Origin of the sequence: Erwinia sp. PPS120, from assembly GCF_047918655.1 — a bacterium.
In the GTDB taxonomy this organism is placed as follows: domain Bacteria; phylum Pseudomonadota; class Gammaproteobacteria; order Enterobacterales; family Enterobacteriaceae; genus Erwinia; species Erwinia tasmaniensis_A.
This window is the reverse complement of sequence record NZ_JBLREF010000037.1, coordinates 52,032-73,560: the sequence shown is the minus strand read 5'-3', so window position 1 is coordinate 73,560 and position 21,529 is coordinate 52,032. Positions and strand designations below refer to the sequence as shown.

Here is a 21,529-nt window from a genome sequence, read left to right as displayed (position 1 = left end):
GCCGGGTAATTCGCCACACAGAATCCCCCGGATAAATCCCCCTGATAAAAATGTCGTTTTCATCAGGGGGCCAGAGTCGCTACAATAAATAAACACGAAGTATCCGTTTAAGGAAGGCATTTATGAGTACTGTTGAAAAAATTGAGCGCCAGATAGCAGAAAACCCGATCCTGCTTTATATGAAAGGTTCTCCAAAACTGCCAAGCTGTGGCTTTTCAGCACAGGCCGTTCAGGCGCTTTCAGCCTGTGGCGAACGTTTTGCCTATGTTGATATCCTGCAGAACCCGGATATTCGTGCCGAACTGCCGAAATACGCTAACTGGCCGACCTTTCCACAGCTGTGGATTGACGGTGAGCTGGTGGGCGGATGCGATATTATCATCGAGATGTATCAGCGCGGTGAACTGTTGCAGCTGATTAAAGAGACGGCGCAAAAATACCCGTCTGACGCGGCAGAGTAAGTTTTAGCGGCGTTTGAAAAGCGGGGATCGACGATCCCCGCTTTTTTTATGCCTCGCTGTCAGCGATGGGCAGCGGCCAGCCACCCAGTCGCTTCCAGCGGTTAACCAGCTCGCAGAACAGATCGGCGGTTTGCAGGGTGTCGTACAGCGCGGAGTGCGCCTGACTGCTATCAAAGGGCATACCGGCAGCAATGCAGGCTTTAGCCAGCACCGTCTGTCCCAACACCAGCCCGCTTAGCGCAGCGGTATCAAAGGTGCCGAAAGGATGAAACGGATTACGCTTCAGGCCTGACCGCTCCGCCGCCGCATTCATAAAGTTAAGGTCGAAGGTCGCGTTATGGGCCACCATAATGGCGCGATTGCAGCCCCGTTCTTTGATGCCCTTACGCACCATTTTAAAAATGGCATGGAGTGCCTCATATTCACTGACCGCACCGCGCAGGGGATTGCCAGGGTCAATGCCGTTAAAAGCCAGTGCTTCAGGCATCAGGACAGATCCTTCAAACGGCTCAACGTGGAAGTGCAGCGTCTCGTCCTTCTCCAGCCAGCCATCCTCCGTCATTTTCAGCGTGACGGCAGCGACTTCCAGTAGCGCATTGGTTTTAGCGTCAAACCCGGCGGTTTCCACATCAATGACGACCGGATAAAAACCGCGAAAACGGCTGCTCAGGGCGTTAAGTTCGTTCGATTCAGACATCAGGATCTCACAGGCGAAAAAATGCAGCGCGTATTATGGCAAATTTCAGTACGGGATGCAGCAGGGGAAGAGGGGGAGTGGGTGCCCGAAGGCACCCGCGGGTATTAGTTACCCAGGCCGTGGCCGGCGTGCTTGTTCTCAATCAGCTCGATTTTGTATCCGTCCGGATCTTCAATAAAAGCAATAATGGTTGAGCCGCCCTTTACCGGTCCGGCTTCACGCACCACGCTGCCGCCGGCTTTACGAAGGCGATCGCAGGTGGCGGCCACGTCGTCCACGCCCAGCGCAATGTGACCATACGCATCGCCGAGGTCATATTTTTCAACGCCCCAGTTCCAGGTCAGCTCAAGCACTGCACCTTCGCTCTCTTCCTCATAGCCCACAAAAGCCAGCGTGTATTTGTATTCACTGTTTTCGCTGGTGCGCAACAGGCGCATGCCCAGAAGCCTGGTGTAAAAATCTATTGAACGCTGCAAATTGCCAACGCGGAGCATAGTGTGAAGTAAGCGCATAACATCCTCTTGTGGTAAGCGTTATCATCCGATAACGATTAAATATTCAGTATAGCGGCGTTCGCAGCCAGGGGGCATCCAGGCATCCCTGAGGGCAAAGCCTTTAATCCCCGAGCGCAGGGTAATCCGTATAACCCTCAGCGCCGCCGCCGTAAAAGGTCTCCGGGCGGGGCTGGTTCAGGGGGGCGCTGGACTTCAGTCGCGCCACCAGGTCGGGATTAGCGATATAGCTGCGGCCAAAAGCAGCCGCGTCTATCAGCCCCTGTTCAATCAGCGTTTCGGCTTTCTCCGCCGTATAGGCGCCAGCACCGACAATCACGCCCGGATAGACGGCGCGGATGGCCTTGCGGAACGCCTCGCTGTAAGGCTTGCCGCCTGCCCAGTCAGGTTCGGAAATATGCAGGTAGGCTAGCTTACGTTTGGCCAGTTCGCCAATATAGTACAGTGCCGCCTCTTCCTGATCTTCTCCGTTATCAAGGCCATTAAAAGGACCCAGCGGAGAGATGCGGATGCCGATACGATCGGCGCTCCAGCCCGCAATCGCCGCATCTACGACCTCCAGCGCAAAGCGGGTGCGGTTTTCGACGCTGCCGCCGTAGCCATCCGTGCGCTGATTAGACGCCGGAGAAAGAAACTGATGGATCAGATAACCATGGGCAGAGTGCAGCTCCACCAGATCAAAATCGGCTTCCCGGGCGTTGATAACAGCCTGACGGAAATCATTCACAATGCCCGGGATTTCATCCAGGGTCAGGGCGCGTGGCGTGGAGGTCGCTGCGCGAATGGTTGCGCCCTTTTCATCACGTAACGAGGTGCGGGTATCGGCATTAATAGCCGAAGAGGAGACCGGTGCCTCGTCGCCGGGCTGAACGCTGTGATGAGAGATGCGGCCGGTATGCCACAGCTGAACGGCGCTGTGTCCGCCCTGGCGATGGATGCCCTGATTGATATCCTTCCAGGCGGCGATCTGTTCAGATGAGTGCAAACCCGGCGCGCCCGCATAGCCTTTTGCCTGAGCGGAGATTTGGGTCGCTTCGGTGATGACCAGACCGGCGCTGGCGCGCTGGCGATAGTACTCGCCCATCAGCGGGGTAGGAATATCACCCGGCTCGATGCTGCGAAGACGCGTCAGCGGTGCCATAAATACGCGGTTCGACACGGTAATCGCGCCGGTTTTTAAGGGGGTAAAAAGCTTCTTGAGTTCCATTATTACTCCTGGTAGACCGGTCGACTAGTTGAGGTGTTTTTTTTAAGTGGGCGCGGGCAGCATTCTTTTCATTTCCTGCCACGCACTGAAAAGTGGCGCACTGTCGCGGGAAATTTTGCTTTGCAGGCTTGCGCCGAGCCAGAGCGCAAAGACATTTTGCGCACAGTCTCTGGCAGGATAATCAAGCCACAGCGTGCCCTGACGTACTGCACGTTCAAGCGCGCCCGCCAGGGTAGATATCAGCGCTTTTGAGCCGGTATCCAGTGCATTACGCATCGGTTCAGAAAGATCGCACACCTCGGCAGAAAGCTTCACTGACAGACAGCCGGTAAAATCCCTCTCCTGACTGCGGTTCAGGGAATGATAATAATAATCCAGCACGGACTGCCGCTGATTGCCCGGTTGTTCGTCAAGCGCCTCGCGCAGGTGTGCATGTCCGGCCGCAAAGTAACGCTCCAGCATGGCCACGCCAAAGGCCTCTTTCGAGGGGAAATAGTAATAAAACGACCCTTTTGGCACCTCAGCCACTTTCAGCAGCTCAATCAGTCCCATACCGTTAAAGCCGCGCTGCACGCATAGCGCTTCGCCAGTGGTCAGGATATGTTCACGTGTGTCATGTCGGGCCGTTTTCATGTTTCTACCTTAACAGACCGATCGGTCTGTTACAAACCTGACTGCAAGTCCGATCCGCAGACGGGGCAGAGAATGATTTATCCGCCCCCGCGCAAACGTTAAGACTGACAGGCTTTTACCATATCCAGCGCTGGCTGATATTCACCGGTCTGCACATTCATCATCCCCAGCAGCGTGTGGAAAATATTATCCTGAGACACCGCATCAGACTTTGCTTTCTGCCGCAGGCAGGTCTGGTTGATGTCATAGGTGCGGGCATAGTCGTCAGACATCCACAGCAGGAATGGGATGTGGGTCTGCTGGCTGGGCGCAAAAACGTAGGGTGTGCCGTGCAGATACATACCATGCTCGCCAAGCGATTCTCCGTGATCGGAGAGGTAGACCAGCGCCACGTTGTATTTGCTGCTCCACGACTTCAGCAGGGTAATAGTGCTGTCCAGCATGGAATCGGTATAAAGTATTGAGTTGTCGTAGGTATTGACCAGCGCCTGATGATTGCAGTCCTGAATCTGGTTGCTGTCGCAGGTGGGGGTAAACCGGCGCATCTCTGCGGGGTAGCGCTGATAGTAGGCCGGACCGTGGCTACCCATCTGATGAAGCACAATCACCGTATCGTCCTTCACGCTGTCGATATAGTTATTCAGGCGGTGAAGCAGCACATCGTCGAGGCAAAAGTTGCTCCGGCACAGCTCACTAACCTTCCATTTCGTCATATCGGTATGCGGTACGCGGTCGCAGGCACCCTTGCAGCCGCCGTCGTTTTCGCGCCACAGAACGTTAACCCCCGCATGGGCCATAATATCCAGTACGCCCTCCTGATGATGAGCCAGGCTGGCATCATAGTGGGCGCGCGGCATATTGGAAAACATGCAGGGAACGGATATAGCGGTTTCCGTGCCGCAGGAGCTGGCATTGGGATAATAGATGACATTATCATGCGCCAGCTTCGGATTAGTCTCCCTGCCATAGCCGCCAAGCGAAAAGTCTTCGGCGCGGCCCGTCTCGCCTAAGACAAATATCACCAGCGTTTTCTTTTTCTCCGCCTTAATCAGCGGGCCTTTATGCGCATCCAGGCCGATTCTCACCAGCTTTTGATCGCCCGCAAACCAGCGATTATCGGCATAGTGGCTGACGCCGCTAATGACGTTGGCTGGCGTAATCATCTTGACCAGCCCTTTGTTATTGCGGATAAGCGACGCATAGTCTTTATAAAACAGCGCAGCCACCAGCAGGATAACAACAATCGATGCCAGAGCAGTGACCACGCGATGCACCGCATTCATCCAGGTTGGGCGGCGGGTGCTGATACGCACCAGGGTGAAAATTGCCGCCGGGAGCAGGCCAAAGGCGGCCATCCACACCAAATAGCGCAGGGTGAAAAGGGCGGTTGCCTCCTGAGCGTCGGTTTCAAAAACGTTCTGGATCATATTGGTATCAATGACGGTACTAAAGCTATATATAAAATAGTTGGCCGCCGCGCTGGCCAGCACCAGCACCACCACCAGCGGTTTTCGTATCCAGGGCAGTGCGATCAGACTGAAAATAAACAGAAAGGCGCAAAACAGCACCAGCGGCAGCGTGGCCGCAAAAAAATAGTCATGCAGGGTGATATAAGGAATGGTTTCCCAGGCATGACTAATAAACAGGGCATTAAGCACGACGGTAAAAAAAAGTGCAGCACAGACATTAAAGGTATTTTCGTTACAACGTAACCGGGACAGGAGTTTCATGATTATCCGATAACAAATTAAACTGCCGGGATAATATCGCTGCAAACTTAGTGAAACCTTAACCAATCTCCAGCGACAACAAGGCCCGACATAAAAAAGTGGCGGTAGCATTCTGGCAGACTGTACCCGTCAGGTCGCGAAAAACATCAGATTTACGAATATTTTTTCTGGCAGCTTGCGTAGCCGCGATAACCGATCTTCAATTGAGACAGATTTATCATCAGGAGGTACGGTGTCAGAACAGCTGGAACTCTTTCCCGTTCCCTCGCCCTGTCGGGGTATTTGCCAGGCAGACCGCCTTGGGTATTGCACTGGCTGCCTGCGCAGCCGCGACGAACGCTATAACTGGGGGCGGATGAGCAACGCGCAAAAGCGTGAAGTGCTGCGCCTCTGTCGTCAGCGCTATTTACGTGCGCAGCGCGCCGGAAAACGTGACGAACCCGACGAGCCTGAACAACCTTCGTTATTCTGAGCGGGAATACTTCGCGCGGAGCGACTCTTCCCGGGCAGGCCGCCGCTGAAGCTAACGGTTCCGATAAGATTATGCGCTGTTGCCACTGGCCTGTTCAGGCAGGGCCTGCTGTAGTTGTGAAAGTGAGCAGTAAAGGCGCCAGATAATCCCCGCCAGCACCGTCTCTTCCCGCCCGCCCTCCGCCGCCAGGGTGGTAACGCGCTCCTCCAGTCCGGCGAGCGTCTCAGCCAGCGAGCGATGACGTACGCCGCGTGCGCTGATAATGCTCTGTAAATCCCGGAGCGTTGCCTCCCGCTCCCGGTTTAACTCTGCCGACGCGGTTTGCCACTCCCGGAGCTGCCAGAGAATGTGTGAGCAGTTAAGCAGCACTACGCCCCAGCGCAGCAGCCACAGTCGGGCATTTTCGTCGCGGCTGGCGCTCAGCTGATTTACCCGATGGTAAATCAGCGACTCAAAGCGGTTCTGGCTGAGTCGGGGCCGACGGCTGAGCTGATCGAGGAAATCGCGGCGCAGCGCGCGAATATGACGACGGCTGCGTCGCTTATCCGAGCTGGGGCGCAGGATCTGAAAAGCCAGCCATGCCAGCATCACCCCGCACACCTTCGCCAGGTTATTATTGATAAACTGCTGGTAATCCCAGGAGGGCGGATTGGTCACGGAGATAAAGGATCCCATAAACACAATCAGCTGCCCCCACAGTGCGGCCCGCTGTTTTTGCTGGAGCTTAACGAGTTGCAGCGTGATCAACAGAGGGAAAAGCAGCAGCAGAAACTGCCACAACACATCAATCTGTACCATCACGCCAAATTTAATCACAAAGCTGAACACGCTCAGCAACAGTAGCGTTTTCAGCAGTAGCGAGACGCTGCTGGCGGGCGAGGCTACGGAGGAGTAGAGCACGCAGCTGATTGCCGCGAGCGTCAGGGCCGCCTCGCCCGATTCCCACTGGGTTGCGAGCGTAAATGCGCAGCCGAGAATAATCACCACAAAGGTGCGGAAGGCGCTCCAGCCCGCCTCGGCGCTGTCCGTGTGCCGCGCCAGCGAAGGGACGGGAGGCGGGGAAAGACGAACATCCGTATCCGCATGCTCAAACTGTCGCAGCCAGCGGCTGAGGTTCTGGTACATCCAGCAGAAGTCGCGCAGCCGGCGCCAGAAAGCGTGATGGCGATAATCGGCCGGATCGGTGGGTGCGACAGACTGGAGAATGCGCGCCAGGCGAAATTTGTCACAGTCTGGCTTTGCCAGCTCGTCCAGCAGCTGTTGCAGGGCGCTAAACAGCCCGGAGGGCGCATCCGGCCAGTTCAGCAGCATGCGCCGCAGGCTGGAAATTACGCTGGTCAGTCGGAGCTGCTGGTGCAGAACATAGTTAAGCACGTTGTTCTGCCGTCGAAAGCGATAATGACTCCAGAAGGCCTGAATACGCAGCAGGTTAAGCGTCAGGATCTGGCCGATCACCTTCTCATGGGCGCTGCGCACGTTATCGGTCGTTTCGCGTTGCAGCAGAAGACCGGCGTGTTCCAGTAGCCGCTCATGCATCTGCCTCAGCGAGGTGATCAGCGTATCGCCATCGGAGGTGCTGGGCAGGATCATCATCATCAGCCCCCCGCAGAGAATGCCGGAAATCACCTCGCAAACGCGCGCCTGCGTGATAACCCACAGCTGGGTAATATCGGTAATGTTGACCGTGGTAAAGGCAATAATCGCCGCCGTATAGCCCGCCAGCGAAAAGGCATAGGCGACATTGTTCTGATAGTGATTCGCAATCCAGGTGCAGAGGGCCAGCCAGGCGGCAATCGACAGCGAGAACAGCCAGGGCTCATTGAGCGTATGCCCGGCAATAAGCATCGCGGCCGCCGCGCCTGTCAGGCTACCGACAATGCGCCCCAGACTTTTGCTGATGACACCGCCTACCGTGGGGAAGCTGACGACGGCAGCAGAGGTCATTGCCCAGTAGGGTTCATCCAGATCCAGCCCGTAAGCAATGCTGAGTGCCAGGCACATGGCAAGGCTGTTTCGCAACGCATAGCGCCATTGCCCGGCGTTGGCTTTTATCCACGGCAGCTGCTGCCACTCCAGCCAGCGCAGATTCATGGCTGAATGGAAAGAGTACAGGTTGTACCCGCGACCAGCGGCAAATCGGCTGGAACAGCGATCAAGCGAACGCGAACCGGTACCCGCTGGGCCAGACGAACCCAGGGAACGTTAGGTTTTATATCGGCTACCAGCCCGCTGTCCGTTTCCACGCTCTGGTCATAAATTGCGCGCCCGATGCTTTCAACCACGCCCGTAAGGGGACGATCGTCGCTGTACAGGCGGATAGAGGCTTTGTCGCCGGGGCGAATATGCCGCAGCTTGGTTTCTTCGAAGTAGCCGACGACATAAAAAGAGTGGCTGTCTACCATGGCAAACACCGGCGTACCGCTGGTGGCATAGTTGCCGGGACGTACGGTCAGATTGGTTACCCAGCCGTCGGCAGGCGCCAGGATCTGCGTCTGCGCCAGATTCCATTTTGCCCGCTCCAGCTCCGCCTGAGCCGCGTTGGCGCTGGCCGCCATCGCCTGAGCGTTCAGGTTAACGGCATCCAGATCTTCAGCGGAGATAACGTTATGCGGCAGACTGGCGCGGCGACGTGCCTCGTGCCGGGCTTTCAAGAGATCGGACTGCGCCTTTGCAAGCTTCGCTTCGGCGTTAAGGACGGCAATGCGATAAGGCTCATCGTCCAGTGACATCAAACGGGTGCCGCGAGTGACAAACTGATTGTCCTTAACCCACAGCTGTTCAATGCGTCCCGAAACCTGCGGCGTAATGTTCACCAGCTCTGCGCGGACCTTACCGTCTCTGGTCCATGGCGACTGCATATAGTAGTTCCACAACCACCAGCCAGCGCAGAGGGCGGCGGCAAAAAAGATCAGGGTAGAGAAGTATTTTAACGTGCCGAATTTCATGGTGTCACCAGGTGATAAGCAGCCACTGCGAGCCGCTGACGCACAAAATAAAAAGAGAAAGGTCTAAAAGAGTGGGATGCCAGATTTCTCCCGAATAGATCCAGTCCCTCAGGAGGGGATGCAGCAGCAGCCAGATAAAAAACCCGAGCAGCACGGCCCTGAACAGGGGAGGAAAGTAGAGAGAGGCGCCGAACAATAAGTCAGTCAGGGGCGATGTCGGGTTAAATAGCACGTTACTCACGGATTAAGTCTTCCTTCTGGATCCGCACGGGTGAACCGGGAAACCACGGTTACGATGATGAATTTGTAATTTGTCCTGTAAACTCGCAGAATAGTCTAGAATCAAGCTTGATAGCTAGCAAGCTAATTATAAGGAGATGAAATTGGATACACCCCTGGGAACGGATCTCGCAAGATTAGTACGCATATGGCGTTCATTGATAGATCAACGCCTGAAGCCGCTTGAGCTCACACAGACACACTGGGTTACGCTGCACAATATCCATCAGCTTCCACCCGAGCAGTCGCAGATCCAACTGGCGAAAGCAATTGGTATCGAACAGCCTTCGCTGGTACGGACGCTCGATCAGCTGGAAGAAAAAGGCTTAATCACGCGTACGACCTGTGCCAGCGACCGACGTGCGAAACGCATTAAGTTAACTACCGAAGCGGCCCCAATCATTGCTCAGGTTGAGAATGTGATTGATGCCACCCGGGATGATATTTTGTCCGGTATCTCTTCGCAGGAAATTGAAAAGCTGGTGACGCTGATAGCCCGGCTTGAGAAAAACATACTTGAACTGCAAAATCGCGACGAATAAAAAAAACCGGCAATTGCCGGTTTTATATCGTGCTTAACGAGGGGAGACGGTAATCTGGCTGCCGTTTGACGCCATTGATACGCGCTGACCCACGGCATAGCGGCTCGCTGCCTGCTTCTGCACAACAATGATTGTGTTGCCATCATCTTTGCGAATTTCCAGCTCAACGCCCTGCGACTTGTTCATCGCCCCCTGAACGCCCTGACCGGCTACGCCACCCGCAACGGCACCCGCTGCGGTCGCGAGGCTACGACCTGCACCGCCACCCACCGTATTTCCGAGGAATCCTCCCAGTACGGCACCGCCGATAGCACCAATAACATTGCTGTCATCACCGCCCTGAATCTGAACCGGTCTTACGGACACCAGCGTACCGTAGGTCACGCTTTGAACCTGTTTCGCTTCGGAGGCGCTGTAAACATCACCGGACAGCGTATCAGTATTGGTGCATCCTGCTAATGTCACACCGGTCAGTGCCACGATTAATAAACGCTTTATCATCGTTAAAACTCCATTCTTATTTATCTGCCGCACCCACTGGGCAGCAATCGATAACATTATTATATTGCACAAGCTACGCTCGGTTGCTATTTCTGAAAAAAAAACTGCCTGTGAGCGTAGCGCAGGCAAATTAAACCAGAAATCAATCAAACGCAGAAGACTAAAACAGACGCCTGCCTCGCAGGCTTACACAAAATCGCACAGTTAATCATAGAATTGCCGGGCTATTTTTGCGAGTCTGTATCCATGATTCTCCATTAACCCACCGTGGGTAAGGCCAGAAAAGATGAAGTCAGGACGATATATCGGTGTCATGTCCGGTACCAGCCTGGATGGCGTTGATGTAGTACTGGCGGCCATTGACAAGCAGATGGTGGCGCACCAGGCCAGCTACTGCCACCCCTTTCCGGCGGATTTGCGCCAGCAGGTTTTGGCGATATGTCAGGGCCAGGCGCTCACTCTTTCACAACTTGGTCAGCTTGACACCCGACTCGGCCGTCTCTTTGCCGAAGCCGTAAATGCACTGATGAAACGTGAGGGGCTGGAAAAAGAGGATATTACTGCCATTGGTTGCCATGGACAAACCGTCTGGCATGAGCCTCTGGGCGATGCGCCAAACACGCTACAAATCGGCGATAATAACCAGATCGTGGCCGCAACGGGGGTTACAGTCGTAGGGGATTTTCGCCGACGTGACATGGCGCTGGGCGGGCAGGGCGCACCGCTGGTACCCGCCTTTCACCAGGCCGTGCTGATGCATCCTGGCGAACGCCGAATGGTACTGAATATTGGCGGCATCGCCAATCTCTCATTACTGATCCCCGGGAAAGCCGTAGGCGGCTATGATACCGGTCCCGGCAATATGCTGCTTGATGCCTGGATTTGGCGTCATCGCGGGGTGGGTTATGATAAAGATGGCGCCTGGGGGAGTGGCGGCTGCGTGGTCTTACCGCTGCTACAGCAGATGATGAGCGATCCGTGGTTCTCCCTGCCCGCGCCAAAATCAACCGGCAGAGAGTATTTTAATCTGGGCTGGATTGAGCGACATATCGCCGCTTTCCCGGGCATTCGTCCACAGGATGTACAGGCTACGCTGGCCGAAGTGACGGCGCTGTCCATCGCGGAGCAGGTGATGCTCAGTGGCGGCTGTGAACGACTGATGGTCTGCGGCGGCGGCAGCCGTAATCAGCTGCTTATGACCCGACTGGCGGTACATCTGGCCGGGACGCAGGTTATGTCTACCGACGAAGAGGGGATCCCCGGAGATGATATGGAGGCGCTGGCCTTTGCCTGGCTGGCTTATCGTACGCTTTCCGGCCAGCCAGGCAATCTGCCTTCGGTAACCGGCGCGCGCGCTGCGTCGGTCATTGGCGCGATTTTCCCGGCCAGCCGAAACGAATAACCGTGCCCCGCCTTCCAGCCGGGCCTGGACAGATAAAATAGAAGGAGATCCTGTGAAAAACTGGCTTATGGGCTGTACTCTGGTCCTGCTGTCGGGCTGTAGCATGTTTTATAGTCGGCCGGACGAGCAGAAAACACTGCACTATACCTGCGGAACCCTGCCGCTAACGGTGGTGCTGGACAATGCGCGGGAAGAAGTGAACCTGATACTGGATGGCAATCCGGTCACGCTTAAACAGGAGGTGTCGGCCTCCGGTGCGCGCTACAGCGATGGCACCTATACCTTCTGGTCGAAAGGGGACGAGGCGTTTATCGAACGCAACGACAAACCTATTATCAACGATTGCCGCCTGTCCGGCAGTTAATCTATTAACATTGAGCAGGAGAAAGCGCACCTGCTCCTTTTCCTGCCACCCGAGCCTGAGCGATGAATAAAGATAATCTTCAGCAAATTTCCCATCTGCGCCGCGAATACACCCGCGGTGGTCTGCGTCGTAAGGATTTGCCAGCCGATCCGCTGACCCTGTTTGAGCAGTGGCTTAACCAGGCCGTTGAGGCCGGTCTGCCCGATCCAACGGCCATGAGCGTGGCAACGGTGGACGAGCAGGGGCAGCCGTATCAGCGTATTGTGCTGCTTAAGCACGTGGATGCGCAGGGTATGGTGTTCTATACCAATCTGGGGAGCCGCAAGGCGCACCAGCTGGCGCAAAATCCGCGTATCAGCCTGCTGTTTCCCTGGCATATGCTGGAGCGCCAGGTCATGGTGCTCGGCAGCGTAGAACAGCTGTCGATGCTGGAGGTGATGAAATACTTCCATAGCCGCCCGCGCGAAAGCCAGATTGGTGCGTGGGTCTCGAAACAGTCGAGCCGCATCTCCGCGCGCGGCGTACTGGAAGGCAAGTTCCTGGAGCTGAAGCAGAAGTTTCAGCAGGGCGAGATCCCGCTCCCCAGCTTTTGGGGCGGATATCGCATCACCATTAACTCAATGGAGTTCTGGCAGGGGGGCGAACATCGCCTGCACGATCGCTTTTTCTACCAGCGGGACGGAGCGGGCTGGAAAATCGACCGGCTGGCGCCCTGAAGCGACGAAATAATCCCGTTAAGCGCTGGCACAGAGTGCCTCAGCGCTTTATTCTATAGGCCTTAATTTTCTCCGCACGTCAGCGGAAAGCGGTGTACCGGTTAAGGTACCGATGTTTCTACATGGAGCCTCAGATGGACAGCAGTAACCTGATTAAACAATTGCAAGAGCGGGGCCTGGTTGCCCAGGTAACGGATGAAGAGGCGTTAGCGGAACGTCTGGCGCAGGGGCCAGTCGCACTCTATTGCGGCTTTGATCCCACCGCAGACAGCTTGCATTTGGGCCATCTGGTGCCGCTGCTCTGCCTGAAGCGCTTTCAGGACGCCGGCCACCGCCCGGTTGCGCTGGTGGGTGGAGCGACCGGGATGATTGGCGATCCCAGCTTCAAGGCTGACGAACGTAAACTGAATACGGCCGAAACCGTGAATGAATGGGTTGATAAAATCCGTCATCAGGTAGCGCCCTTTCTTGACTTCGACTGCGGCGAGAACAGCGCGATCGCGGCGAACAACTATGACTGGTTTGGCAGCATGAACGTGCTGACCTTTCTGCGCGATATCGGCAAGCACTTTTCGGTCAATCAGATGATCAATAAAGAGGCTGTTAAGCAGCGTCTGAACCGTGACGACCAAGGGATCTCCTTTACCGAGTTCTCCTATAACCTGCTGCAGGGCTACGACTTCGCCTGCCTGAATGAGCGTTACGGCGTGGCGCTGCAAATTGGCGGATCCGATCAGTGGGGGAATATCACCTCAGGCATCGACCTCACGCGTCGTTTGCATCAGAACCAGGTATTTGGCCTGACCGTACCGCTTATCACTAAGGCGGACGGTACCAAATTCGGTAAAACCGAAGGTGGCGCCGTCTGGCTTGACGCGAAGAAAACCAGCCCGTACAAGTTTTACCAGTTCTGGATCAATACTGCCGATGCCGATGCTTATCGCTTCCTGAAATTCTTCACCTTTATGAGTATTGAAGAGATCAATGCGCTGGAGCAGGAAGATAAAGCGAGCGGTAAAGCGCCGCGTGCGCAGTATGTGTTAGCGGAAAAGGTCACCCGACTGGTGCACGGCGAGGAAGGCCTGGCGGCCGCACAGCGCATCACTACGAGTCTTTTCTCCGGTGCGCTGAGTGATATGACCGAAGCCGATTTTGAGCAGCTGGCGCAGGACGGCATGCCGATTATCTCCCTTGAGCGCGGTCAGGATCTACAACAGGCGATGGTGGACGGTGAACTTGCCCCGTCTCGCGGTCAGGCCCGCAAGCTGATTGACTCAAAAGCGGTCAGCATCAACGGAGAGATCCAGCTCAGCGCAGAGTACGCTTTTGTCGAACAGGATCGCCTCTTCGGCAGGTTTACCCTGCTGCGCCGCGGCAAGAAGAATTACAGTCTGATTGTCTGGAAATAAAACGCGCCCTGGCCGGTCTTTCTGACCGGCCTTTATTTTTGGTAAGGTTGTCTGGATTTTGCTATGAAAAATATTCTTTCGGTTCAGTCGCACACCGTATTCGGCCATGCGGGCAATAGCGCCTCTGAATTCCCTATGCGTCGTATGGGCGCAAACGTTTGGCCTCTTAATACGGTCCAGTTCTCTAACCATACTCAGTATGGACACTGGACCGGCATGGTAATGCCTGACACCCATCTGACCGATATCGTGAAGGGTATCGCCGAAATCGATCGCCTGAAAACCTGTGATGCCGTGCTGAGCGGCTATCTCGGCTCGGCAGAGCAGGGGGAAGAGATCCTCGACATCGTTCGCCAGGTGAAAGCGGCTAATCCTGACGCCTGGTACTTCTGCGATCCCGTGATGGGGCATCCCGAGAAAGGCTGCATTGTGGCCCCCGGCGTGGCTGAATTTCATACGCACTCTTCACTGCCTGCCAGCGATATTATCGCGCCCAATCTGCTGGAGCTGGAAATGCTCAGTGGAAACAGCGTCGCTAACCTGGAGCAGGCAGTCGCCAGCGCACGCGAGCTTATCGCTAAAGGGCCAAAAGTGGTGCTGGTTAAGCATCTGGCGCGCGCGGGTCTGCGCAGCGATCGTTTTGAAATGCTGCTGGTGACGGCTAACGAAGCCTGGCATATCAGCCGTCCGCTGGTGGATTTTGGCGTACGTCAGCCGGTCGGCGTTGGCGATCTGACCAGTGGTCTGCTGCTGGTGGACCTGCTGCACGGCAGGCCGCTGCGGGAAGCGCTGGAGCATGTCACTGCCGCGGTCTATGCGGTGATGCTGAAAACCCACGAAATGGGCGAATACGAGCTTCAGCTGGTGGCGGCGCAGGAGGGCATTGCCCATCCGCAGCAGCTTTTCGAGGCGGTCAGACTCCCGCACCTTTTCGATGCAGTAAAACGCTGACAGCGCTTGTGAGCGGTAACACTCTGGCCGCTTTCAAAGGGGTGAAACTCCGGCAGCACTTGCACTCTGCCAGCCAGACACAAAAAAGGGCGATACCCGGTATCGCCCTTAAAGAGGGAAGAGCGCATAACGGAAGCTATCGCCCTTCTCTTAGCCGTCAGCGGCGCGTTTATCTCACCTCTGACTCCACGCCCTGCGTCATGCGATTCAGCTTCGGCGCAATCAGCATCATCAACACCGCGATAACGCCGGTCACAATCCCGATTTGCATAAATACATGCGCGTAAACCTGTAGTGACTGATGGGCATCGGTAATATCGCCCGGCACCGCCATCAGGTTGGCTACTTTACCGGCGACCATCGCGGCACCCGCCGTGGTCAGGAACCAGGAACCCATAATGAAGCCCATCAGGCGCTGAGGCACCAGCTGCGCGACCATGGCCAGACCCAGACCCGAGATCATCAGTTCCCCTATGCTTTGCAGGGCGTAGCTGAGAATTAACCAGCTGACCGGGACAATACCCAGATCGCTGGCAAATTTCGCTCCCAGCGGCAGCACCAGAAAGGCCGCAGAGCACAGCAGCATGCCGAAGGCAAACTTATGCGGCATCGGCATACGATCGCCCAGCTTATTGTAGAGCGCGGCTAACAGCGGACTGAACAGCATTATCCAGAACGGATTAAGTGCCTGAAACTGCTCGGGCTGGAAGGCGAAGCCAAGAATGCTGTGTTCCACGTTGCGAATGGCAAAGAAGTTCAGCGAGGTCGGCATCTGCATATAAAGGACAAAAAAGACGATCGCCTCGATCATCATCAGAAAGGCCACAATCATTTTGCGGCGGGCCGCCCCTTTCAGCGCGAACGTCTCTTTTGCGAACACCAGCAGGATACCAATTGCAATGACGGCCAGCACGCCGCGGGCAATATCCTGATTATGCAGCAGCCAGGTTGCTATTGTGATCAACACCGCGATACCAATCAGCGTGGCCAGCAGCTTACCAATATGCAGGGGGGCGAAGTCGGGTTTAGAACCATAGTGCTTCACCCATTTCCGGCACAGCATAAAGTTGACCAGCGTGATCAGCATTCCAACGAACGACAGAGAAAAGGCCACGCTCCAGCCGTACTGCGCCGCCAGCCAGGGAGTAGCCAGCATGGAGAAAAACGAACCAATATTGATCGCCATATAATACATGGTGAACGCGCCATCAAGGCGCGGGTCGTCCTTCTCATAGCAGGTTGAGAGCAGGGACGAGGGGTTCGCTTTGAACAGGCCATTACCCACGGCGATGGTCGCCATACCGATATATACCATCGATACATCGTGCCCTGACCAGGCCACCAGGGCGTAACCAATCGCCAGAACCAATGTACCGAGCACGATAACGCGTTTGGTCCCCAGCACCTTATCACCCAGCCAGCCGCCAACGGCGACCAGGCCGTAGACCAGTGCGCTAAAAGAGGAGAATAGCGTAATGGAACCGGCTTCAGACATACCCAGCATTTTTACCAGGTAGACCGCCATAATGCCTTGCAGGCCGTAGTAACCAAAACGTTCCCAAAGCTCAATTGAAAAAATCAGGTAGAACGATCCTGGTTGCTTGAATGCGTTAAGGCTGATTGCCTCTGAATGTTTGTTTGCAGTTGACACTGATACCTCTGGATTTCAAATCCTGATTCGACCGGAAAATTAAGTCGCCGTCAGAGTTAAGTGGGCATTCGCCGCATGGTTATAAGATGGGAAAAGCGGCGGTTAATTTCGCCGATCATCAGGCCTCAGGCAAGTCTTTTTTCATCTGTTGTTTGTGGAGTGTGACCTGGAATAAGAATGGGGTTCAAACCGTACATTTTGGGGTTATATATCGTTATAAAACGGAGTATTAGTATGATTTGCTTAAATGAGACGATAGTTTACCTGTTGTTCAGCACACCCTTCTGTTTGTTTTCGGCAGATTAATATAGTATGGGATAAATATTAACCAATATAAAATTCTGCAAAATGAAATTTAACCGGATATAAGTAGCAAAAATCACTACAAATGCAGAGTTGGGCTGACCTGTGGCCTGTAATTTATGATGTAGATCACTTAAATGTACGTTAATAATATTATCAAAATAACTCACCTTACCCGCAGCTAAGGGTCGGATAAGGGTTCACTGAGGGGCCGACATTTTCGCGATGTCTGAGCCATCGCTTTTAACCCTGAGTTGTGTTGCATATATCCGTCAGGGGAATAAATATGCGATCGCGGCGTTTTTATTGATTGAACGTTCAATATAAAAACGCTACAATTACCTCTATTCAATCGTTGAAACTAATCAAGCCATGCCAAAAGTTGGAATGAAAGCGATTCGTCAGGCACAGCTGATCCATGCCACGCTGACGGTAATTGACCGGGTAGGGCTGGCCGATGCCAGTCTGGCTCTGATTGCCAAAGAAGCCGGCGTGTCGACGGGGATTGTCAGTCACTACTTTGGTGACAAAAACGGTCTGCTGGATGCCTGTATGCGGCGGATACTTTACGAACTTTATCTGGCGGTGGAAACGCACAGGCGCCAGGCCGGACAGCAGCCCGAGGCGCAAATCCGGGCAATCATTGACGGTAACTTCGATGTTTCCCAGGTCACTGCGCCGGTGCTGAAGACCTGGCTGGCGTTCTGGACGAACAGCCTGCATCAGCCGGATCTGCAACGTTTGCAGCGCATTAACGATCGGCGGCTGTTTTCCAACCTGACGGCGCAGTTTGCCCGGGTATTGCCGCTCCAGCAGGCCCGCGATGCAGGGGCCAGCATGGCAGCACTAATAGATGGGCTGTGGCTTCGCATGACGCTTGCGCCACAGCCAATGACGCAGGGCATCGAGAAAGCCCGTGCGCTTTGTTATCACAATCTCGCGCTGTGGCTTAACCGCCCGGCAGACTAACCCCCTAAGGAGGAGGTATGGCAGATATGCAACGCCGTGGACTTTACATCAATGGCCGCGAAGAAGCGGGTCATGGCGAAACATTTACCACCATCAATCCGGCCAACGGTGAGGTTCTTGCAGAAATTACCTCGGCCAGTCAGCAGGATATCGATCGTGCGGTCAGCACGGCAGAAGCCGGTCAGCGCATCTGGCGCGGTTACACCCCTGTTGAACGCAGCCGCGTGCTGTTAAAAGCGGTTGCGCTGCTGCGCGAACGCAATCAACAGCTGGCCGAGCTGGAAACAGCGGATACCGGCAAGCCGCTTAGCGAAACCACCGCCGTCGATATCGTAACCGGTGCTGACGTGCTGGAGTACTACGCGGGCCTGGCGGTAGCCGTTGAAGGTGAATCCATTCCCCTGCGTGACAGCGCGCTGGTTTATACCCGCCGCGAACCGCTGGGCGTGTGTGCCGGTATTGGCGCATGGAACTACCCGATCCAAATCGCGCTGTGGAAAAGCGCCCCGGCGCTGGCCACGGGCAATGCGATGATCTTTAAGCCAAGCGAGGTTACCCCTCTCAGCGTACTCGAGCTGGCGAAAATTTTCACCGAAGCAGGCCTGCCCGATGGCGTATTTAACGTTGTACAGGGTGCAGGGGCCGTCGGCCAGGGGCTGAGCCAGCATCCGCGGATCGCGAAAGTCTCCTTTACCGGCGAAGTGAATACCGGTAAGCGCGTAATGGCGGATGCGGCGCTGGCTAACCTGAAATCAGTCACCATGGAACTGGGTGGGAAATCGCCGCTGATCGTGTTTGACGATGCCGACCTTGAACGTGCGGTGGATGGGGCCATGATGGCCAACTTCTACAGCAGCGGCCAGGTATGCACCAACGGTACGCGGGTGTTCGTACAGCGTTCGCTGCTGCCGGCTTTTGAACAGCGTCTGAAAGAGAAGGTCGCGGGGATCCATATTGGCGATCCGACCGATCCGCAGATCAACTTCGGCCCGCTGGTCAGCGAAGAGCACTGCCAGAAAGTGGTCTCTTACCTCGATCTCGGTAAAAAAGAGGGCGCGCGCCTGCTGACCGGCGGCTCACGCATTACCGAAGGGGCGATGGCGAAAGGCTGTTACGTCGAGCCAACGGTATTTACCGACTGCCGTGACGATATGCGCATCGTACAGGAAGAGATCTTCGGCCCGGTAATGAGCATCCTTGCCTTTGATGATGAAGAAGAAGTCATCGGGCGTGCTAATGATACGCAGTACGGCCTGGCAGCTGGCGTATTTACGACCTCGCTGAACCGCGCGCATCGTGTTATTCATCAGCTTGAGGCTGGCATCTGCTGGGTAAACAGCTGGGGCGAATCACCGGCGCCGATGCCGGTAGGCGGCTACAAGCAGTCGGGCGTGGGGCGTGAGAATGGGCTGGAAACGCTGCACCATTATACGCGCACCAAATCGATCCTGATTGAAATGGGCGACTATCCGTCCGCATTCTGATTTATAGCCGCGGCCGGTATGGCCGCGGCTATCTGGGGGTTTAATGCAGAAATTTGATTATATTATTATTGGGGCAGGTTCAGCAGGTAATGTGCTGGCAACGCGACTGACTGAGGATGCTGACGTATCGGTACTGCTTTTGGAAGCTGGCGGCAAAGACCACCGCCTGGACTTCCGTACCCAAATGCCAGCCGCTTTAGCTTATCCGCTACAGGGTAAACGCTATAACTGGGCATTTGAAACCGATCCAGAGCCGAAAATGAATAACCGCCGCATGGAGTGCGGACGGGGTAAGGGACTGGGTGGATCTTCACTGATCAACGGCATGTGCTACATTCGCGGCAACGCGATGGATTACGACAATTGGGCAAAAAAAGAGGGCCTGGAGAACTGGTCCTATCTCAACTGCCTGCCGTATTTCCGTAAGGCGGAAAAGCGCGATATCGGTGAAAATGACTACCACGGCGGCGACGGTTACCTGAGCGTTACGACCCCTAAAAAGGGCAATAATCCGCTGTTCCGGGCCTTTATTGACGCCGCGAAGCAGGCAGGGCACCACGAGACAGACGATTTGAATGGCTATCGTCAGGATGGTTTTGGCCCGATGGACAGAACCGTGACTGCGCAGGGTCGACGTTCCAGTACCGCGCGCGGCTATCTGGACGTGGCGAAACAGCGCTCCAATCTGACCATCATTACCCATGCACAGACCGACCGGATTTTGTTCAGTGGTAAAACGGCGACGGGTGTTTGCTGGCTGCGTAACGGTAAAGAAGAGCAGGCTGAGGCCACGCGCGAGGTCCTGCTGTGCGGTGGTGCGATTGCTTCTCCGCAGATCCTGCAGCGCTCTGGCGTGGGTCCGGAAGAGTGGCTACGCGAGCTGGATATCCCGGTTGTGCATGCTCTGCCGGGTGTGGGACGCAATTTGCAGGACCATCTGGAAGTGTATATGCAGTTCCGTTGTAAAAAGCCGGTCAGCCTCTATCCATCGCTCCAGTGGTGGAATCAGCCTGCTATCGGTGCTGAGTGGCTGTTTAAAGGCACCGGCATTGGCGCGAGCAACCAGTTCGAAGCGGGTGGGTTTATCCGCAGCGATGATAAGCCGGACTGGCCGGATTTGCAGTATCACTTTTTGCCGGTCGCCATTAACTACAATGGCAGCAGCCCGGTTAAAGAGCATGGTTTCCAGGCCCACGTCGGCCCGATGCGTTCAAAAAGCCGGGGCCGCGTGAAGCTGACCTCCAGGCATCCGTATGCTGCGCCGTCAATCTTCTTTAATTACATGTCCGAAGAGCGGGACTGGGAAGAGTTTCGCAGTGCGGTTCGTCTGACGCGCGATATTATGCGTCAGTCCGCGCTGGCAGAATACTGTGGTGAAGAGATCCAGCCGGGTGCCGCCGTGCAGAGCGATGAGCAGATTGACGCCTTTATCCGCGATCACGCTGAAACGGCTTATCATCCGTGCGGAAGCTGCGCGATGGGTAACGATGAGATGGCCGTTGTGGATGCAGAAGGGCGCGTGCACGGAATGCAGAATCTCCGCGTGGTCGATGCTTCAATTATGCCGCAGATCACTACCGGTAATCTGAATGCGCCGACGGTAATGATCGCCGAGAAGATGGCCGATCTGATCCGGGGCCGTGCACCATTGAGCGTCTCCACTGCCGAGTATTACCAGCTTAAGCGGGAGAAAGCGGAAGCTGAGCAGGTTTAATCCCTTTCTGTAAGCCGGGTCAGAGGCCCGGTGTACCACAGAGCGGATGAAAGTTACCTGGCGCGCTGAAGGTTAAGCGCTGTCGCCAACGGGTGGTGCCCGGTGCCAGCCTCCCTGCTGGCCCATCCGGATCTTCCTCTCTCTACTCAGCGCTGCGGATTGCCTGTCACCGGGCACTACCCGTCTGCTTATTGCATTGTGCTGGCTGCGGGTAAGGCGGTTGCGGGGGTTACATGGGCCGGGTGGGCTACAAAGCCTGAGTTTTATTAGGGCGTAACTGGAAGTCGTGCTGATGATACCTGCGGAGAGCTAAACGGTTTTACTCAAAGCAGCTCAGCAGCCCGAGAGGTGGACAATCCCAGCGGTTGACGGGTAATCCGCAGCGCTGCGGCGCAGACGGAAGGCCAGGCGAGGGCAGCAGGGATGCTGCACTCAGGGAGCGGCGGGCAGGGATGCCCGCTCGCGACCGGGCCGTCCGGCCTGGAGTCGGAGCCAAAGGCACCAGGCAAAGCATGGCGCGAGGACGTCCGGCGAACTCTGGGATTGTCCACCGAAAAAGCCGATATTGCAGCTTCATGATGCCCGGC

21 protein-coding genes are annotated in these 21,529 nt (G+C 55.6%); 11 read left to right on the top strand and 10 right to left on the bottom strand.

Annotation, left to right across the window (positions count from 1 at the left end; all coding sequences use genetic code 11):
- Positions 1-122: 122 nt before the first annotated feature.
- A complete protein-coding gene (locus tag ACLRGG_RS17640) occupies positions 123-461 on the top strand; it encodes a Grx4 family monothiol glutaredoxin (protein WP_067703596.1) in 339 nt (112 codons plus the stop codon).
- Between the two features lie 46 nt (positions 462-507).
- Here ACLRGG_RS17640 and rnt read toward each other — a convergent pair whose 3' ends face one another.
- The 5 genes from rnt to eptA all read right to left on the bottom strand — a co-directional run bounded on the left by rnt (position 508) and on the right by eptA (position 5,240).
- Positions 508-1,158 carry a ribonuclease T gene (gene rnt, locus ACLRGG_RS17635; protein WP_416250991.1) on the bottom strand — a complete coding sequence of 217 codons (651 nt, stop codon included), beginning with the start codon at positions 1,156-1,158 and terminating at the stop codon, positions 508-510.
- Between the two features lie 104 nt (positions 1,159-1,262).
- A complete protein-coding gene (gene gloA, locus ACLRGG_RS17630; protein ID WP_416250990.1) occupies positions 1,263-1,670 on the bottom strand; it encodes a lactoylglutathione lyase in 408 nt (135 codons plus the stop codon).
- Between the two features lie 103 nt (positions 1,671-1,773).
- Positions 1,774-2,877: an alkene reductase gene (locus tag ACLRGG_RS17625; protein ID WP_416250989.1), complete on the bottom strand. Its 1,104-nt coding sequence runs from the start codon at positions 2,875-2,877 to the stop codon at positions 1,774-1,776.
- Positions 2,878-2,919: 42 nt separating this feature from the next.
- Positions 2,920-3,510 carry a TetR/AcrR family transcriptional regulator gene (locus ACLRGG_RS17620; RefSeq protein ID WP_416250988.1) on the bottom strand — a complete coding sequence of 197 codons (591 nt, stop codon included), beginning with the start codon at positions 3,508-3,510 and terminating at the stop codon, positions 2,920-2,922.
- 98 nt (positions 3,511-3,608) lie between these two features.
- Positions 3,609-5,240 (bottom strand): phosphoethanolamine transferase EptA, encoded by a 1,632-nt coding sequence (eptA, locus tag ACLRGG_RS17615; RefSeq protein WP_416250987.1) that lies wholly within the window; start codon positions 5,238-5,240, stop codon positions 3,609-3,611.
- Positions 5,241-5,472: 232 nt separating this feature from the next.
- Here eptA and ACLRGG_RS17610 point away from each other — a divergent pair, with 232 nt between their 5' ends.
- Positions 5,473-5,712, top strand: a complete 240-nt coding sequence (locus tag ACLRGG_RS17610; protein ID WP_416250986.1) for a DUF1289 domain-containing protein — start codon at positions 5,473-5,475, stop codon at positions 5,710-5,712.
- Between the two features lie 69 nt (positions 5,713-5,781).
- On the opposite strand, the gene ACLRGG_RS17605 is transcribed toward ACLRGG_RS17610, so the two are convergent.
- From ACLRGG_RS17605 to ACLRGG_RS17595, 3 genes are read right to left on the bottom strand one after another with little or no spacing between them, the layout of a single operon-like run.
- Positions 5,782-7,803: an FUSC family protein gene (locus ACLRGG_RS17605; RefSeq protein ID WP_416250985.1), complete on the bottom strand. Its 2,022-nt coding sequence runs from the start codon at positions 7,801-7,803 to the stop codon at positions 5,782-5,784.
- Positions 7,800-8,657, bottom strand: coding sequence for an efflux RND transporter periplasmic adaptor subunit (locus ACLRGG_RS17600; RefSeq protein ID WP_416250984.1), 858 nt, complete (start codon positions 8,655-8,657; stop codon positions 7,800-7,802). The genes ACLRGG_RS17605 and ACLRGG_RS17600 overlap by 4 nt, the downstream gene beginning before the upstream one ends.
- 4 nt (positions 8,658-8,661) lie before the next feature.
- A complete protein-coding gene (locus ACLRGG_RS17595; RefSeq protein ID WP_416250983.1) occupies positions 8,662-8,898 on the bottom strand; it encodes a DUF1656 domain-containing protein in 237 nt (78 codons plus the stop codon).
- Between the two features lie 136 nt (positions 8,899-9,034).
- Between ACLRGG_RS17595 and slyA the strand changes: the two genes are divergently transcribed.
- On the top strand, positions 9,035-9,478 hold the full coding sequence (gene slyA, locus ACLRGG_RS17590; protein WP_416250982.1) for a transcriptional regulator SlyA: 444 nt from the start codon (positions 9,035-9,037) through the stop codon (positions 9,476-9,478).
- A 33-nt stretch (positions 9,479-9,511) separates the two neighbouring features.
- On the opposite strand, the gene slyB is transcribed toward slyA, so the two are convergent.
- Positions 9,512-9,979, bottom strand: coding sequence for an outer membrane lipoprotein SlyB (slyB, locus tag ACLRGG_RS17585; protein ID WP_416250981.1), 468 nt, complete (start codon positions 9,977-9,979; stop codon positions 9,512-9,514).
- Between the two features lie 286 nt (positions 9,980-10,265).
- Here slyB and anmK point away from each other — a divergent pair, with 286 nt between their 5' ends.
- The 5 genes from anmK to pdxY all read left to right on the top strand — a co-directional run bounded on the left by anmK (position 10,266) and on the right by pdxY (position 14,821).
- The gene (gene anmK / locus ACLRGG_RS17580) at positions 10,266-11,381 is read left to right on the top strand and encodes an anhydro-N-acetylmuramic acid kinase (RefSeq protein WP_416250980.1); all 1,116 of its coding nucleotides are present in this window, start codon (positions 10,266-10,268) and stop codon (positions 11,379-11,381) included.
- A gap of 67 nt (positions 11,382-11,448) precedes the next feature.
- Positions 11,449-11,745: an MliC family protein gene (locus tag ACLRGG_RS17575; protein WP_416251068.1), complete on the top strand. Its 297-nt coding sequence runs from the start codon at positions 11,449-11,451 to the stop codon at positions 11,743-11,745.
- 62 nt (positions 11,746-11,807) lie between these two features.
- Positions 11,808-12,461: a pyridoxamine 5'-phosphate oxidase gene (pdxH, locus tag ACLRGG_RS17570; protein WP_416250979.1), complete on the top strand. Its 654-nt coding sequence runs from the start codon at positions 11,808-11,810 to the stop codon at positions 12,459-12,461.
- A gap of 134 nt (positions 12,462-12,595) precedes the next feature.
- A complete protein-coding gene (tyrS, locus tag ACLRGG_RS17565) occupies positions 12,596-13,870 on the top strand; it encodes a tyrosine--tRNA ligase (RefSeq protein WP_416250978.1) in 1,275 nt (424 codons plus the stop codon).
- Between the two features lie 63 nt (positions 13,871-13,933).
- A complete protein-coding gene (gene pdxY, locus ACLRGG_RS17560) occupies positions 13,934-14,821 on the top strand; it encodes a pyridoxal kinase PdxY (protein ID WP_416250977.1) in 888 nt (295 codons plus the stop codon).
- A 169-nt stretch (positions 14,822-14,990) separates the two neighbouring features.
- On the opposite strand, the gene dtpA is transcribed toward pdxY, so the two are convergent.
- Positions 14,991-16,472, bottom strand: coding sequence for a dipeptide/tripeptide permease DtpA (gene dtpA / locus ACLRGG_RS17555; protein WP_416250976.1), 1,482 nt, complete (start codon positions 16,470-16,472; stop codon positions 14,991-14,993).
- A gap of 675 nt (positions 16,473-17,147) precedes the next feature.
- Between dtpA and betI the strand changes: the two genes are divergently transcribed.
- The 3 genes from betI to betA are packed head-to-tail and all read left to right on the top strand — an operon-like array spanning position 17,148 to position 20,942.
- A complete protein-coding gene (gene betI / locus ACLRGG_RS17550) occupies positions 17,148-17,744 on the top strand; it encodes a transcriptional regulator BetI (RefSeq protein WP_416250975.1) in 597 nt (198 codons plus the stop codon).
- A gap of 26 nt (positions 17,745-17,770) precedes the next feature.
- Positions 17,771-19,228 (top strand): betaine-aldehyde dehydrogenase, encoded by a 1,458-nt coding sequence (betB, locus tag ACLRGG_RS17545; protein WP_416251067.1) that lies wholly within the window; start codon positions 17,771-17,773, stop codon positions 19,226-19,228.
- Positions 19,229-19,271: 43 nt separating this feature from the next.
- The gene (betA, locus tag ACLRGG_RS17540; RefSeq protein ID WP_067703641.1) at positions 19,272-20,942 is read left to right on the top strand and encodes a choline dehydrogenase; all 1,671 of its coding nucleotides are present in this window, start codon (positions 19,272-19,274) and stop codon (positions 20,940-20,942) included.
- The last annotated feature ends 587 nt before the right edge of the window (positions 20,943-21,529 follow it).